The 13,930-nt window shown below is 55.0% G+C and carries 13 protein-coding genes, 1 tRNA gene and 1 pseudogene; 5 read left to right on the top strand and 10 right to left on the bottom strand.

Annotated features, from left to right (window positions below; genetic code table 11):
- Positions 1–26 precede the first annotated feature (26 nt).
- On the bottom strand, positions 27–728 hold the full coding sequence (locus ACF8R3_RS05695; protein ID WP_392515165.1) for a hypothetical protein: 702 nt from the start codon (positions 726–728) through the stop codon (positions 27–29).
- Positions 729–1,008: 280 nt separating this feature from the next.
- The gene (locus ACF8R3_RS05690) at positions 1,009–1,554 is read right to left on the bottom strand and encodes a plasmid mobilization relaxosome protein MobC (RefSeq protein ID WP_392515163.1); all 546 of its coding nucleotides are present in this window, start codon (positions 1,552–1,554) and stop codon (positions 1,009–1,011) included.
- Positions 1,555–1,946: 392 nt separating this feature from the next.
- Between ACF8R3_RS05690 and virB5 the strand changes: the two genes are divergently transcribed.
- The 5 genes from virB5 to ACF8R3_RS05665 all read left to right on the top strand — a co-directional run bounded on the left by virB5 (position 1,947) and on the right by ACF8R3_RS05665 (position 5,022).
- Complete coding sequence (virB5, locus tag ACF8R3_RS05685) at positions 1,947–2,711, top strand: P-type DNA transfer protein VirB5 (protein ID WP_392515161.1); 765 nt, start codon at positions 1,947–1,949, stop codon at positions 2,709–2,711.
- Position 2,712: 1 nt separating this feature from the next.
- Complete coding sequence (locus tag ACF8R3_RS05680) at positions 2,713–3,204, top strand: hypothetical protein (protein WP_392515159.1); 492 nt, start codon at positions 2,713–2,715, stop codon at positions 3,202–3,204.
- On the top strand, positions 3,201–3,455 hold the full coding sequence (locus ACF8R3_RS05675) for an EexN family lipoprotein (protein WP_392515157.1): 255 nt from the start codon (positions 3,201–3,203) through the stop codon (positions 3,453–3,455). Before ACF8R3_RS05680 ends, ACF8R3_RS05675 begins: the two co-directional genes overlap by 4 nt.
- On the top strand, positions 3,452–4,537 hold the full coding sequence (locus tag ACF8R3_RS05670; RefSeq protein ID WP_392515155.1) for a type IV secretion system protein: 1,086 nt from the start codon (positions 3,452–3,454) through the stop codon (positions 4,535–4,537). Before ACF8R3_RS05675 ends, ACF8R3_RS05670 begins: the two co-directional genes overlap by 4 nt.
- 284 nt (positions 4,538–4,821) lie before the next feature.
- Complete coding sequence (locus ACF8R3_RS05665) at positions 4,822–5,022, top strand: antitoxin VbhA family protein (RefSeq protein WP_392515153.1); 201 nt, start codon at positions 4,822–4,824, stop codon at positions 5,020–5,022.
- A gap of 149 nt (positions 5,023–5,171) precedes the next feature.
- On the opposite strand, the gene ACF8R3_RS05660 is transcribed toward ACF8R3_RS05665, so the two are convergent.
- The 8 genes and pseudogenes from ACF8R3_RS05660 to rpoD form a co-directional block, all read right to left on the bottom strand.
- Entirely contained in the window at positions 5,172–5,414 is a 243-nt protein-coding gene (locus ACF8R3_RS05660; protein ID WP_392515151.1) for a hypothetical protein, read from the bottom strand.
- 72 nt (positions 5,415–5,486) lie between these two features.
- The gene (locus tag ACF8R3_RS05655) at positions 5,487–5,816 is read right to left on the bottom strand and encodes a hypothetical protein (protein ID WP_392515149.1); all 330 of its coding nucleotides are present in this window, start codon (positions 5,814–5,816) and stop codon (positions 5,487–5,489) included.
- 467 nt (positions 5,817–6,283) lie between these two features.
- Positions 6,284–7,051, bottom strand: coding sequence for a helix-turn-helix domain-containing protein (locus ACF8R3_RS05650; protein ID WP_392515147.1), 768 nt, complete (start codon positions 7,049–7,051; stop codon positions 6,284–6,286).
- 2 nt (positions 7,052–7,053) lie between these two features.
- Positions 7,054–7,284, bottom strand: coding sequence for a hypothetical protein (locus tag ACF8R3_RS05645; protein ID WP_104572874.1), 231 nt, complete (start codon positions 7,282–7,284; stop codon positions 7,054–7,056).
- Between the two features lie 204 nt (positions 7,285–7,488).
- On the bottom strand, positions 7,489–8,550 hold the full coding sequence (locus ACF8R3_RS05640; protein ID WP_392515145.1) for a tyrosine-type recombinase/integrase: 1,062 nt from the start codon (positions 8,548–8,550) through the stop codon (positions 7,489–7,491).
- Between the two features lie 126 nt (positions 8,551–8,676).
- Positions 8,677–8,753 (bottom strand) — tRNA-Ile (locus ACF8R3_RS05635).
- Positions 8,754–8,769: 16 nt separating this feature from the next.
- Positions 8,770–11,733, bottom strand: a pseudogene (locus tag ACF8R3_RS05630) (EAL domain-containing protein); the annotation flags it as partial.
- Positions 11,734–12,066: 333 nt separating this feature from the next.
- On the bottom strand, positions 12,067–13,914 hold the full coding sequence (gene rpoD / locus ACF8R3_RS05625) for an RNA polymerase sigma factor RpoD (RefSeq protein ID WP_392515143.1): 1,848 nt from the start codon (positions 13,912–13,914) through the stop codon (positions 12,067–12,069).
- Positions 13,915–13,930: the final 16 nt, after the last annotated feature.

The raw sequence follows: 13,930 nt of genomic DNA, 5'->3' as shown, positions 1-13,930 counted from the left end.
GTATGCTGATTGCCATAGCCTTAGATTTATTGCCATATTATTTGGCAGGCTAGGTATTCACCTATCATCATGCGCACCTCTACTCCATTCTGCCAGTCAATCCAGTATCTATAGCGATTGCTTTGTACTACGAACCAATGACCTTCTTTTTTTGGAGGTATAGATTTTCCCGTCGCCCTAAGGAATGCTCGACTGCCTATCTCAGGCCAAATCAATTGATAATCATCGTTCGGTGTTTCAAAATTTTGCAGCTCAGCTTCGCTCATAGTTGGTATGGCACGCATTGAGAAAAAATCAGGATCCTCGTCTAAAAGCTCTCCAAGCTCGTAGGCTGTATGCCCTCGTGCTAGTTTCACAATAATACGTCTTACTCTCTTTTCATCAGGTTGCCACCATATATTCCCATTGCCATCAATCCGACGGCACTGTTCTAAATTCGACTTCAAACGTCCATTTCTGGCTATTGATTTTTTAATCTTTTCTCGTGAAAGTTCAGTTGGTTCTGTTGTTCCTGCTGCGACGCACTCCAGTAAACAGGCCAAGTATTCCTCATCTAAGGAGAAGCTGGTGTTGCATTCTCGGCAAGCATCGACTACTGGTAGGTTTTCTGGGAGAGGGTTGTCTAATAGGATTCTGGATGGTACGTGCTCGACAGTTTCCGGGAATCTTCCGCAATAGATGCATTGTCCCGTCAATCGCTCATCTATAAAAAGATGTTTAGGATCCATCGCTGTCCTCGTTTATGAGTGTGGCGTTATTAAGAAGATAACTTGTATTGGCCCTTTGTTGGTCTGGTTGCAGATCAAGTCAAGTATAGCCCATTGTCGTGAGCTGGCGCATGAATGATGATTTTTGCTCATGTCAACCGTACGCGCTGGGTTTCATCTGTGTGCGGAGGAGAAACTCTAGAAACTGGTTGAACCTATCCAAGGCTTTATTAAAGTAAAGATTTATCGTGATGATGCTAATCCCTGTGGTTCCGCGTTACGTTGAAATTTATCAAATTTATTATTTGAGACTCCAGCGCTCAAGGCTGGCCCGAATGGCATCACTAACCGCATCAGTGTGTTTGTCAATTATATGACTAAGCGCTTTGATCCGTTTGACTGTGAACGGTTCGTAATGGCCCTCGTTCAAGCGCCGAGAAATTTGGTTAAGGTTCCGCCCTAGTGCGAGCAACTGATAGTTGGATTCACCAAGGGCATCGATTTCGGACATACCAAACTGCGGTTCGTGGGTTAATCCGGTGCGGATGGCATCGACGATCCAGCGCCTCATAGAGCAACGCTCAGTCTGAGCGCGTGCTTTGACTGCGGCTTTCTCAGATATGGTCAGAAGAATTTCAAAACGCTCCGTCGCCTCCTTGGCATTCTCTGTTTGACGGTAGATCTTGGGTGTAGGAAGTGCTTCAGCGGCTTTTAGCTGTTGCTTGATAGCATCTTTGATGGCCGAGCTTGGAGCAAGACCTAAAGCCGCGCAATAGTTTTCCCATTGCTCTTTCAGATCGGGTCCTAGCCTGACACTAAGAATTGATGATTTGCTTTTACTGCCCATACGCCAACCTTGTTTAGAGCCGGTGGATAAGTGACTGCATAATGTATGACATACTACCGGCGAATAGCCTATCCTGCAGTAGTCCTTCGTAGCAATCAGGATTTCGTCATGACGAAGAATTTGAGATGTATGGCACTTTAAGATGTTGAGCCAAAGTGAGATAATAGATGTCGCCAAAGTGCAGTGCTTTGGCTTATTTTATGAGCGCTGTAACCGCCTCGCTGATGCTTAATGCATTATGGGCGCGGCCCTTAAAAGACGGGGCCTACACCGGGTAAGACTGGCGCATAGTCACCCCAAGAACGGTACAACCGTGCTGGGTGCGATTTCTAAACAGATCGACAGGCCGGACAGACGGCCCAGCGTTCACCATGTCCAATGGAGAGGTGACTATGGGTCTTTTCAAGCGTCTCGCCTTCAAAGGCGTCCGGCCATTTAGTTTCGCGACAACGCTCGCGTTGCTGCTCGGCTCGCAGCAGGGATACGCGCAAATCCCTGTAACCGTTACAAGCCAAGTGACGGATTCCCCTATGACTGTTGCAGAGTTCGCATTTAACGCGACTCGCTGGGCCCAACAGGTTCAGCAGATGACATCTCAGATTGATCAGATGAAGCAGCAGTACGGCGCGCTCACGGGGTCGCGTGGTCTCAGTCGAGTATTCGATGACCCACAGCTGCGAGATTATCTGCCTCAGGACTGGCAGGCTGTGTATGACGCAGTGAATCGTGGCGGCTATTCAGGCCTGAATGGTCGTGCTGGCTCGATCTACGCGGATAACAAGGTGTTCGATGCCTGCGAAAGCCTGGTTCAGGATCAGCAGCGCGATGCTTGCCGAGCACAGGCGGTGAAGCCCTCGCAAGATAAAGCGTTTGCGCTGGAAGCCTTTGACCAGGCCGAAGCCCGCCTACGTCAGATTGACCAGCTCATGGGGCAGATCAATCAAACGCAAGATCCCAAAGGGATCGCAGAGCTGCAAGGTCGCATCGCGGCAGAGCAAGCGATGATCCAGAACGAGCAGACCAAATTGCAGATGTTCCAAATGGTCGCTGAGGCTGAGGGCAAGATCCAGGAGCAGCGACAACGGGAATTGAATGCCCAGGTGCTCGACAAGAGGGGCTACAAGAATCGCGAAGTGCTGAACCTGGGAGGCAACTGAAATGATCTCGTACGCTCATATCCTCCCCTTGGTCGTGTGCTTCTTCATCCTCACTTCCTTACGACGATTCTGGCTTTGCATTGGCCGGTTCGGGGCTTTGAAAGAGGTGTCAAGACGTGCACCTGGGTTGATCCAGAGCGATCTCCTGGCGGCGTCGGCCGCAATCATGCCTTTTATACTGGCGCTTGCCGATTGGTTGCAGATAGTGCCGCCCCGAGCAACTGGACCAATCTCTTCAACGCTCGCCGTTTTGATCTCGTTCGCATGTGCACTGGGTTCATCGCTATTGATTTCGAGGTCTGAGTACCGCATCGCGGGTAGTTGGGCAGGTTCAAGGGAAAGCGCGTTGAGAACGCTTGCAGCACTTCAGATTATCAACGCTGCTGAGCTGGCCTATTCGCTGAAGTTTGCTGGGGAATTCCGCACGGAGGCGGAGCATGTGCTGCCTCGTGATGTGAATGGGACGGATCAGAATCGGGAGGGCCGGAAATGACAGCGTCTCGTTTCTCAATTGTCGTTTTATTTCTGCTCACGGGCTGCGGGGCGGATGAACCGGTCCATTCTGTTGATTGGTACAAAGCCCACAGTTCGGAAAGGGATATTCGTATATCGGAGTGCGAGCGACATGCCGGGACTATGGCTCTTACGCCGAACTGCGTTAATGCCAAGCAGGCCAGGAATGAGCAGCAGCTTGATCAGCGCGGCTATCGGAAGCGTGAAATGCTGAATCTGGAGGGGCAATGACCATGGAGTCCAATTTTTACGAATGGGTAGGTGGCTCAATCGACTCGGTGTTGAACGGCTACGTGCAACTCATGGCACATAGTGTCATTGATAATTCTTCGGGCTTGTTCGTTGCTGGCGGCGGCCTTTTCTTCATGATCCTGGGCCTTCTGTCAGTCGGTGGCTTCATCGAGCATCCTCTCCCGCATGTCTTCAAGCTCATGTTGAAATGGGTATTCATCGGCGCATTGGCACTCAATGCTGATACGTACCTTGGATGGGTCGTGGAAGCGATTCGCGGCCTGGAGGTTGGCTTGGCAGATGCGTTCTCGCCAAATGGCAAAGGTGTGGCTGCCACATCGGTGTATCAGGTGATTGATAGAGCCATGACCGATGGATTTGATATCGCTTCCGATCTGATTGCTCGCGCCGGACGTCGTGGCATGACCGAGGTAGGCATGATTCTTTATGACTGGCTTATCGCAGGAACGATGATCATCGCAACATTCCTGATTACGCTGCCCGCTGGAGCGATCATCATCACAGCCAAGGTGCTGTTGGCATTTCTGCTGGGGTGCGGCCCGCTATTCATCGCGCTACTGCTGTTCGGTCAGATGACCAGCAAATGGTTCGATCAATGGTTCGCCCAGGTGATGACCTACATTATCCAATGCGCCGCGATCATGTCAGTGCTTACGCTGGGAATGAAGTTCTTCTCGACAATGCTGGCTGATGTGAAGCCCACTGCTGGAAGCGGTCTAGCGACCGACATGCTGGAAATCCTCGCGTTGAGTGGGATCGTGCTCTACATGGTTTATCAGGCTTACTCATTGGGAGGTCAGCTTGCAGGTGGTCTGTCGTCCAGTGCAATCACATTGCGGCAGATGGCTCAGGCTGCGTTAAACCCAGCCAAGGCGGTCTTCAACACCGTTAACCCGATGTCAACGCGCCGAGACCTGCAGTCGGGCATGATGACCACTGCAAGAGGTTTGAATCATATGATCGCAGGGAACAGCGTTTGGAATCCCGCCTACCGGCAGCATGTCATGCAGAACTTGGGCAAGAACTGGGGTAGGGCGAGAGGAGGGAAGGTCGGCAGTTAAAGGTTTGTTGGTGCCGTGGAGCATGCTGCGCGCCCTGGCGGGCTTACCCAAAGGGGCTCTGCCCCTCTGGACTTCCCGCCCTCGCCGGTAGCAGGGGCCGCTGGGAAAGGCATCCAGCAGCCCCCGCATGTAGGATTGGAGGTGCGCAGCGTCAAGGGTTCGCTTCGCCGTCATCCTCACCCGGTCCCGTTTCACGGGCTGCGGCCTGCGGTGCCGCCCTTGACTCTTTAAAAATTTATTTGCGCTGAAATTGTCTTGTTTTGTTTCTGAGGTATGAGCCGCCTATGGATAATCTACCTGAAGTAAGAATATCAAATACCGAACGAATGCTTCGCAAGAAGGCAGTGAGTTATGCTCGAGCATCAATCCGACTCGAAGGATTCGTGTTGACTCTTGAGCAAGAGCGTCGTGCTCAGGCCTTTATCAATGGTGAGCTCACGCTGGTCGAGTTTACTAGTTCGGAAGAGAAGACCAATTTCGTATAGAAACTATATTAATTATTTGATGGTCGTATTTTTATAAATATGTGCATGGCGATTGCAATTGTGCTTGCCATGTTAATAGGACAGAATGATTCAAATGGCTTTGGGGCGGGAGCACGCGTCTTTAGCTTGACGCGTGCTTTTGCGGCCCATCACGCTGGTATGAACGCTTGCTGAGCTCCGGTAGTCAGAGCCTTTACGGCTGATTTTGGCAGAGCCTTAGAGGAGAGTGCGTCGTGCGAATCTAGAATTGCTTTAACTTGATTCGGTGTAACGTCGATGCCATGATCTTGGAACGTTCCTGCAATTGCATTAGGTCCATTTCCATGCTCATGCATTTCAAGAATGCGATTAATATTGCCACGATATTTCAAAGCTTTTCCGAAACTACCCATGTTAACTCCTCGTGCGCGTATTTATGAGCGGATTTGTGTTGTACTGGTGGCTCTGAATATAGTTGAGCGTTATTACTTTCCGTTCTTCCGATTTTTTTCAGAGCTCAGCAACTGGGTGACGCGGCCGGGGGTGACGCCTAAAGTTTCTGCGACTCGCGCCTGGGCACCGCGCGGGTTGATCTCGCTTTCGATTTTCACCAGCTCAGAGGCATACCTCGACTTTCCACTTGCAGTCATGCCATGGTAAGCGGCTCGGGCCTGCTGCTGGAGTTGTTGCTCTAAATTAGTTTGTCGATCACGTAATTCCTGGATGGACGCGGTGGTCATCTGGAAACCCTGAATCACGGTCGCCATAACCTGCTCGAGTGGATCAGGTTGGGAGTTTGTTGGTTTCTTGGTCATGCTGCCCGTCTCTGGTGTGTGTGACGCTAGCGTGCCAGCTCAACGCTCTGGTAGTCAACAAAAATGTTTAGCATGTCTAAATGTTTTTGTTTATAGAAAGCTGGTATGCCTTTTCGATGCTGTAGTAGAGCGAACAGAAGGTTTTCCGGTCAGTCATCATCCTTAGGTATGCTCCATTGATACTTGTCTAGAGGGCGGAGCAGTGTGTGTTAGCTGACTGCTGGGTCAAGGGCATCACCGCAAGCCGCAGCGGAGCGCAGCCCGGAGGGCGAGCACCGAACGGGTGAGGATGATGGGCGTAGCCGTACCCTTGATGCAGCTGTAAGCGACCAAGCCTAGCGACAGGGGGAGGAACAAGGCGAAGCCGCCGGACCTGCCCCTGCCGCCCGTCCGGCAAGGATAGGACGCGGGATGCAACCGAAGGGGTTGCCCAAGCGAAGCGCGGAGTGTTCGGAACCATGATGTTCTCATTGGTTAGGACGGTTTCGCTGCAGCTTGGCGAGGAACTTGTTTCCAATCTCACTATTGATTTCGAGCACTTGCGCGTTCTGGCGTTCTTGGGCAGGCATCGCGGATTTTCGTTTTCTGTCCCTGGCGATTTCGAGTCCCAGGTTTGCTCTGAACTGCCCCGCCCGGTACTTCATCGCGACTCCTGAAAGCCAATACTCGGGAGCTTTCCTGATGAGGCCGTTGGCCATAGCTCCTGCCAGTTCATCGAGGAGCATTTGCGCATCATCAAGCGAAATGCCCTGGAGTATCCGATCAACCGAGCTTTTCGAGTGCATAGACAACCCACCGGGATAGGCCAACTGCGAGACGTTTCCTAGCGCTTCCCGTAGTGGTGTCTTTGATTTTGTTTTCTTTGGTAGTTCTTGGCCCGTCACCTTATCGACAGTGGGTGGTGACCCTATGCTGCCACTCCCCCCTGCCACATTGATGTCATGGGGGGGTGACACAGCTGTGTCGTTCTCTATCATGTTGACTGTGTAGAAATTGCTCGTTTGTGAGCCGTCGCTCCTGAAGCGCGGAGTGGAAGTGACGTATCCGGTACTGCACAATTTTTTAAGAATTCTCTGAATGGTGCGCGTGGATACCCCGCATTTATTGGCCAGGTGCTTTACACTTGCAAAGCAAGGCTCGTTCGGGTTTTCGCACTTTGCGATGTATACCAATATCAGCTTTTCCTGCGCAGGCAGATTCTGGTTGTACACCCAGTCAATTGTGCTGTAGCTCATAGTTAAGCTCGCAAAGCAGGTGCGTCGAGAGATAGTGCTTGGTTGACTTGTAGCGTGCGGAAGTACACTCGACGCCCCACGCGGACTACGGCAGGCTTCAGCTTTCGTGAAAGCTCTGAATCGCTGTACATGGCGACTCTGAAGCCATCTGGTGATCTGTCCAACAGGCTTGCAACCTGTGCCATGCTCATCAAAGGGCCGAATCGGTCTAGAAGGTACTCTTCAGCAGTCATGGACTTTCTCCTTGCTTACGTTGAATTACGTATCTTTGTAAGTTCGGAGTGAAGCTATCAATTAAGTTTGGTGACAGTAAAGACTGTGGATGGTCGTTGAGTTGTCACCAAACCTCGTTATAAGACCTGCTGGAAAAAGTTTTGAAAACACGTTGACAACAACGTGGCAACAGAAAGAAAACAATAGGAAAACAAAAAAGGCGGTTATTTAGTTCCTAGTCTATCGAGCTTGTGAACTAAATCTTCAGCCCGCAGATGAGTGTAACGCTTGAGCATCTGCATCGATTTATGCCCGCTGATTGCCGAGACTTCTTGATCGGAAAGACCGCCCTCAACCAGTCTACTCACGGCTTCGTGCCGCAGATCGTGAAAACGGAAGTCCGGCACGCCAGCCTTTTTCTTGATGGCGCCCCAGATCTTGGTGAACGCATAGGGGCGACGCTTTCCATCACGCCCTGGCTCACCGAAAAAAACCAGATCGCAGTCAATTGGTCGCACGGGATTCGCCAAGGCTGCGCGGAAAACCTCGGTAGCGAGTTTCGTCAACGGAACGGTGCGGGCACTGTCATTTTTTGTATCCGACAGCCGGACGATCCGTTTTTGGACATCCACCTGTGATCGCCGCAGGCCTGCGATCTCTGATGCGCGCATACCCGTTGCCAAGGCTATCTGGACGATCCAGCCCAGCATTGGATTGCTGTGCTTGCCCACAGCGGCCATAAGACGCTTTTCTTCATCAGCCATCAGGCGCCTGTTACGACCTTCACCGGGGCTCGGTTTTCGAATGTTGAGCACGGGGTTAAAGGTGAGTCCAAGTCCCCACTCCTGAATTGCGACTGTGAACAGGTGGCTGAGTAGGGCAAGCTCCAGCCGCACAGTGTTGTTGCTCGTGGGTTGGCCGCGGTTGGTCAGCGAGCCCAGGCGTGTATCGCGATAGTTGGCGATTACCTCGGATGACAGAGCTGCGAGCGAGTATTTTCCCAGGTGCTGAATCAGCTGCTGAGCCTTGGTTGCCTCAGCTTTCTGCGTGGTGGGTTTTTTGGTGGGGCTGACTTCGCGCAGATATCGCTGCAGTGCGTTTTCGAGTGTCAGTCGCTCGGAACCGCTGCGTTGGATATACACACCCCGCACCATTTCATCTTCGGTGCGTCGTGACCAATCCTCGGCGTCACGTTTGGTGCGGAAGGTTTTGGCGTTGGTCGGCCATCCGGTCTTGCGGATGACGGCCTTCCAGGTGCCGGCAGGGGTTTTGACGATTGTGGCCATCTGAAGGACTCCAAAGGCGTGCAAGCGAAGCCGCACTGTACCTAATCTGTACCTTTAGACCATAGGACTGTATCTGAGGTGGTTCCGCCAAAAACACGAAAGCCGCGCAGTGCGCGGCTTTGAGTATGGTGGGCCCACACGGACTCGAACCGTGGACCAAAGGATTATGAGTCCTCTGCTCTAACCAACTGAGCTATAGGCCCTCAGTAGGAGGCGCGATTATAACGAGGGTTTCGCACCTGTGCCATCCGAAAGATCCGTTAGTGCTATACGAAGAAACCGCGCAGCGAATTCCTCCGGCAGCAAGGGCAGGCTGACGATGTAGCCTTGGATCTGCTCGCAGCCTTCGGTAGCCAGAAAACGCTGCTGGGCCTGGTTCTCGACGCCTTCGGCAATGATGGTCAGTTGCATGCTGCGGCCAAGCGCAATGATGGCGCGTGCGATAGCGGCATCGTGGGGGTCATCGGGCAAGCCGCGGATGAAGGATTTGTCGATCTTGAGGATGTCCAGCGGCAGCCGCTTGAGGTAGCTCAGCGACGAATAACCGGTGCCGAAATCGTCGATCGCCAGTTGCACGCCCAATTTCTTCAACTGGTGCAGCACCGCCAGGGCTTCTTCGGCCTGGCTCATGATGAAGTTCTCGGTGATCTCCAGCTGCAGGTCGCCGGCCTTGAGTTGGTGTTGCCTGAGCAGTACCTCGATGCGCCGTGCGAGGTTGGGTTGGCGCAGTTGCGCGCCGGCCAGGTTGATCGACAGCGGACCAAAGGGTTCGTACCGCTGTTTCCAGGCCTGCATCTGACGGCAGGCCTGTTCCAGTACCCACTCACCCAGTTGCAGGATGGTGCCGTTTTCCTCTGCCAGATGAATGAAATGCTCCGGTGGCACTTCGCCAAACGTCGGGTGGCTCCAGCGGATCAAGGCCTCGGCACCGACCAGGGTCTGGGTTTGCAGGCTGAGCTTGGGCTGGAAGCACAGGCTCATCTCGTTGCGTTCGATGGCCCGGCGCAGTTCGTGCTCCAAGGCGACACGCTCACTGGCCTGGGCGGTCAGGTCGCGGGTATAGACTTCCACCCGGTTGCGCCCCTTGGCCTTAGAGCGGTACATGGCGGCATCGGCGTTGCGGATGAGCGTGGCGACATCGCTGCCGTCGTGTGGGTAGAGGCTTATGCCAATGCTGGCGCTGGTGAAGAACTCATGCTCGCCGGCCTGGAAGGGGGCGTTGAAACACGCCAGCAGCTTATTGGCGATGGTGCTCGCGTCACTGGGCTTGTGCAGGCCGGGCAGCAGGATGATGAACTCGTCGCCCCCCAAGCGCGCCACGGTGTCCACATCGCGCACCTGCTCTTTGAGACGCTGCGCGATGCCCTTGAGTAGTAAATCGCCTACCGGATGGCCGAGGCTGTCGTTGATATGCTTGAAACGGTCCAGGTCCAGGAACAGCACGGCGCCCTGGCGGTTGGACAGTTGTCCACAGGTCAGCACGGCCTGGAGGCGGTTTTCGAACAGGGAACGGTTGGGCAGGCCAGTGAGAGGGTCGTGATGTGCCTGGTAGTCCAGTTCGGCCTGGGCATGCTTGATGCTGGAGATGTCGGCGAACACCGCCACGAAGTGCGTGATCTCGCGCTCGGCATTGCGCACGGCACTGATGGTCAGCCAGCTGGGGTACAGCTCGCCGTTCTTGCGTTTATTGTAGATCTCGCCCTGCCAGTGCCCTTCATCGGTCAGTTGATGCCACAAGGCAGCGTAGAAGGCGCTGTCATGCTGGCCCGAGGCGAGCAGGCGAGGGGTTTGGCCCAGCGCTTCGATCTCGCTGTACCCGGTGATTTCGCTGAAAGCACGGTTCACCGCACTGATGCGCTGGTCGATGTCGGTAATCAACACGCCCTCGGCGGTGTTTTCGAACACCGTGGCGGCCAGTTGCAGTTTTTCCTGCATCAGGTGGCGTTCGGTGATGTCCCGGGCGATGGTCAACATGCAGTCGGTGCCGGCGATTGGCAGCGGGCGCGCAGACAATTCGCATAGGCGAATCTGCCCGTCGCTACGGCGGATATGGCAGGTGAAGTCGCGTACGAAGCCCTCTCGGTTGAGCTGGTCGAGCAGGCGCTTGCGTTCGTTGAGATCTACCCAGATGCCAAGGTCGAGCGACGTCTGGTCCAGGGTGGGGTGCAGGGCGTAGCCGGTAAGGCGGCAAAACCCGTCGTTGACCTCCAGCAGCAAGCCATCGTGCTGACGGGACAGCAACAGGCCATCTGGGGAGGCATGAAACGCCTTGGCGAACTTTTCCTCGGAAATCTGCAGTTGCTGCTGGGTTTCCTTGAGCTGGCTAATGTCGCGTACGGCGACCACCAGCGCAGGCGTGCCGTCGAGTTCAAAGGTTTCAGCGGACGTAAGCCCTGTGAACAACTGGCCGTTGCTGCGCCTGAAACTCATTTCCAGGTTGCGGATGCCGCCCAGGTGCAGGCGCTCCAGTAAGCGAGGCCCTGAACCCTCGACTGCCCATAGATTGAGCTCGGTCGCCGTCCGGCCGATGACCTGACCAGGCGTCAGGCCTATCTGCTCTTCGAACGCTTCGTTGACCTCCAGCAGGCAGCCGTCGCTGTGGCGAGCGATCAGTAAGATGTCCGGGCACTGCTGGAACACCGAAGCAAACTTCTGCTCGGACAGACGCAGTGCGTCTTCGGTGCGCTTGGTTTCGCTGATATCGATCATCAGGCCGCGCATGACGGGCTGGTAGCCATGCTTGATCATGCTGACGATGTTGCGTACCCACAACGCTTGGCCATCGGCACGAATTACCCGGTAATCCAGGCTGTGGTCGCGCCCGGCAGCAGTTTCGCTTTCGCAGTAGGCCTGGGCCCATAGCGCATCGTCAGGGTGCACGATGCTGCGCCAGAAGCCAGGCTTTAGCCAGTTGCTCAACGGGTAGCCGAGCAGGTCCTCGGCATGGGGCGATACATAGCTGTACGTGAAATCGTTTACGTCCGCTTCCCAGGCGATGGCTGAAAGGCTCTCGACCAGGCCACGGTAATGGTATTCGCTGCTGCGCAGCTCCTGCTCCAATGCGATGCGCCGGGAGATTTCGGAACTCAGGCGCCGGTTGATACGCATGACCGTGGCCAGCACCAGTACCAGCAACAATACGGTGGGCACGCCATACACCACCAGATCGGACCAGAACATGCGCGCAGTGCCGTGTTGTGCGGAGGCTTGCGGGGGGGCGGGTTGCGCCGCGGTCTGGCCAGGTACCGCTACGGCAACGTACTCGGCGATCGGATCTGGTTGTTGCACTTGCGCAACGCCCGTCGTGGTCCACAGGCTCAGGGCCACCAGCAGGATGGCCGGCATCAGGGGCATAGCGGCCTCTCGCATTCAAATGGACTGAGTCGAGTGTAGACGGCCAATTAGCTCTGGGATGGGTGTCAGGGAGATTTTTTCAGGCTTAACAGGGCCTTGGAGACGGATGGCCAGCGGTATACGAAGCCCAGAAAAAACCCCGGCCTGGGCCGGGGTTGGTCATCACTCGTCGAGGAAGGAGCGCAAGTGCTCGCTTCGAGTCGGGTGCCGCAGCTTTCGCAACGCCTTCGCCTCGATCTGACGGATCCGCTCGCGGGTCACGTCGAACTGCTTGCCCACTTCTTCAAGGGTGTGATCGGTGTTCATGTCGATGCCGAAACGCATGCGCAGCACCTTGGCTTCACGTGCAGTGAGGCCCGACAACACATCGCGGGTCGCTTCCTTGAGGCTTTCGACCGTGGCCACATCGATCGGGGACTGCATGGTCGAGTCCTCGATGAAGTCACCCAAGTGCGAATCTTCATCGTCACCGATCGGGGTTTCCATGGAGATCGGCTCTTTGGCGATCTTCAGTACCTTGCGGATCTTGTCCTCAGGCATCTCCATGCGCTCGCCCAACTCTTCCGGAGTCGGCTCACGACCCATTTCCTGCAGCATCTGCCGGGAAATGCGGTTGAGCTTGTTGATCGTTTCGATCATGTGCACCGGAATACGAATGGTGCGTGCCTGGTCGGCGATGGAGCGGGTGATCGCCTGACGAATCCACCAGGTGGCATAGGTCGAGAACTTGTAACCGCGACGGTATTCGAACTTGTCCACAGCCTTCATCAAGCCGATGTTGCCTTCCTGGATCAGGTCCAGGAACTGCAAGCCACGGTTGGTGTACTTCTTGGCGATCGAGATCACCAGACGCAGGTTGGCCTCGACCATTTCTTTCTTGGCGCGGCGAGCCTTGGCTTCGCCAATCGACATGCGACGGTTGATTTCCTTGATCTCGGAAACGGTCAGGCCGGTTTCGGTCTCAAGGTCGATCAGTTTCTGTTGGCACGCAACAATGGCTGCGTCCTTTTCACCCAGGGCCGCAGCCCATTTGGTGTTGCGCTTGGCAAGGTCACCGCTCCATGTCTGGTCGGTTTCGTTGCTGGGGAACATGCGCAGGAAGTCGGCACGCGGCATACGGGCATCGCGCACGCACAGCTGCATGATGGCGCGTTCTTGCTGACGCAGGCGGCTCAGTGCGCTGCGAACACGCTCGACCAGCACTTCGAACTGCTTTGGGACCAGCTTGATCGGCATGAACAGATCGGCCAGTGCCTGCAGGGCAGCAATGCTTTCCTTGTGATCACGGCCGTTCTTCTTCAGGACCTTGTTGGTGGCCTGAAGCTGATCGGAGACCGCGCCGAAGCGTTGAGCTGCAACGACAGGGTCCGGACCGCTTTCGGTCTCTTCCTCGTCGTCACTGTCAGACTCTTCTTCCTCGTCCTCGGACTCTTCCTTCGCAGCGGCAGTCTTGGCGCCTGGAATCGGCACTTCATCTGTCGGTGCCGCGATGTTGTCATCGGGATCGATGTAACCACTGAGGACGTCCGATAGGCGGCCACCTTCGGTGGTGACGCGGTCGTACTCGCCGAGAATGTAATCCACAGTGCCCGGGAAGTGGGCGATGGCGCCCATGACTTCACGAATGCCTTCTTCGATCCGCTTGGCGATTTCGATCTCGCCTTCACGGGTCAGCAGCTCGACAGTACCCATTTCACGCATGTACATGCGTACCGGGTCGGTCGTGCGGCCGATATCGGTCTCAACTGCCGCCAACGCAGCAGCGGCTTCTTCGGCCGCGGCTTCGTCGGTGTCGGCTTCCGCCAACAGAAGGGCATCCGCATCCGGAGCACTCTCGAATACGTTGATCCCCATGTCGTTGATCATGCGGATGATGTCTTCCACCTGTTCAGGATCTGAAATATCCTCAGGCAGGTGGTCGTTGACCTCCGCGTAAGTCAGGTAGCCCTGCTCACGACCGCGGGTGATCAACTCTTTGATACGAGACTGCTGTTGCGCTTTTCCGGACATAACACCCTATCCACTG

The sequence above is a fragment of the Pseudomonas sp. FYR_7 genome, from assembly GCF_043106155.1.
Lineage (GTDB): Bacteria > Pseudomonadota > Gammaproteobacteria > Pseudomonadales > Pseudomonadaceae > Aquipseudomonas > Aquipseudomonas parafulva_B.
Note: the sequence above shows the minus strand (reverse complement) of the source record. Positions and strands in the feature narration are given on the sequence as shown.

Excerpts from the sequence above, each read along its gene's own strand:
- ACF8R3_RS05695 (WP_392515165.1), bottom strand. The coding sequence starts at position 728 with ATGGATCCTAAACATCTTTTTATAGATGAGCGATTGACGGGACAATGC.
- ACF8R3_RS05690 (WP_392515163.1), bottom strand. The coding sequence starts at position 1,554 with ATGGGCAGTAAAAGCAAATCATCAATTCTTAGTGTCAGGCTAGGACCC.
- virB5 (WP_392515161.1), top strand. The coding sequence starts at position 1,947 with ATGGGTCTTTTCAAGCGTCTCGCCTTCAAAGGCGTCCGGCCATTTAGT.
- ACF8R3_RS05680 (WP_392515159.1), top strand. The coding sequence starts at position 2,713 with ATGATCTCGTACGCTCATATCCTCCCCTTGGTCGTGTGCTTCTTCATC.
- ACF8R3_RS05675 (WP_392515157.1), top strand. The coding sequence starts at position 3,201 with ATGACAGCGTCTCGTTTCTCAATTGTCGTTTTATTTCTGCTCACGGGC.
- ACF8R3_RS05670 (WP_392515155.1), top strand. The coding sequence starts at position 3,452 with ATGACCATGGAGTCCAATTTTTACGAATGGGTAGGTGGCTCAATCGAC.
- ACF8R3_RS05665 (WP_392515153.1), top strand. The coding sequence starts at position 4,822 with ATGGATAATCTACCTGAAGTAAGAATATCAAATACCGAACGAATGCTT.
- ACF8R3_RS05660 (WP_392515151.1), bottom strand. The coding sequence starts at position 5,414 with ATGGGTAGTTTCGGAAAAGCTTTGAAATATCGTGGCAATATTAATCGC.
- ACF8R3_RS05655 (WP_392515149.1), bottom strand. The coding sequence starts at position 5,816 with ATGACCAAGAAACCAACAAACTCCCAACCTGATCCACTCGAGCAGGTT.
- ACF8R3_RS05650 (WP_392515147.1), bottom strand. The coding sequence starts at position 7,051 with ATGAGCTACAGCACAATTGACTGGGTGTACAACCAGAATCTGCCTGCG.
- ACF8R3_RS05645 (WP_104572874.1), bottom strand. The coding sequence starts at position 7,284 with ATGACTGCTGAAGAGTACCTTCTAGACCGATTCGGCCCTTTGATGAGC.
- ACF8R3_RS05640 (WP_392515145.1), bottom strand. The coding sequence starts at position 8,550 with ATGGCCACAATCGTCAAAACCCCTGCCGGCACCTGGAAGGCCGTCATC.
- rpoD (WP_392515143.1), bottom strand. The coding sequence starts at position 13,914 with ATGTCCGGAAAAGCGCAACAGCAGTCTCGTATCAAAGAGTTGATCACC.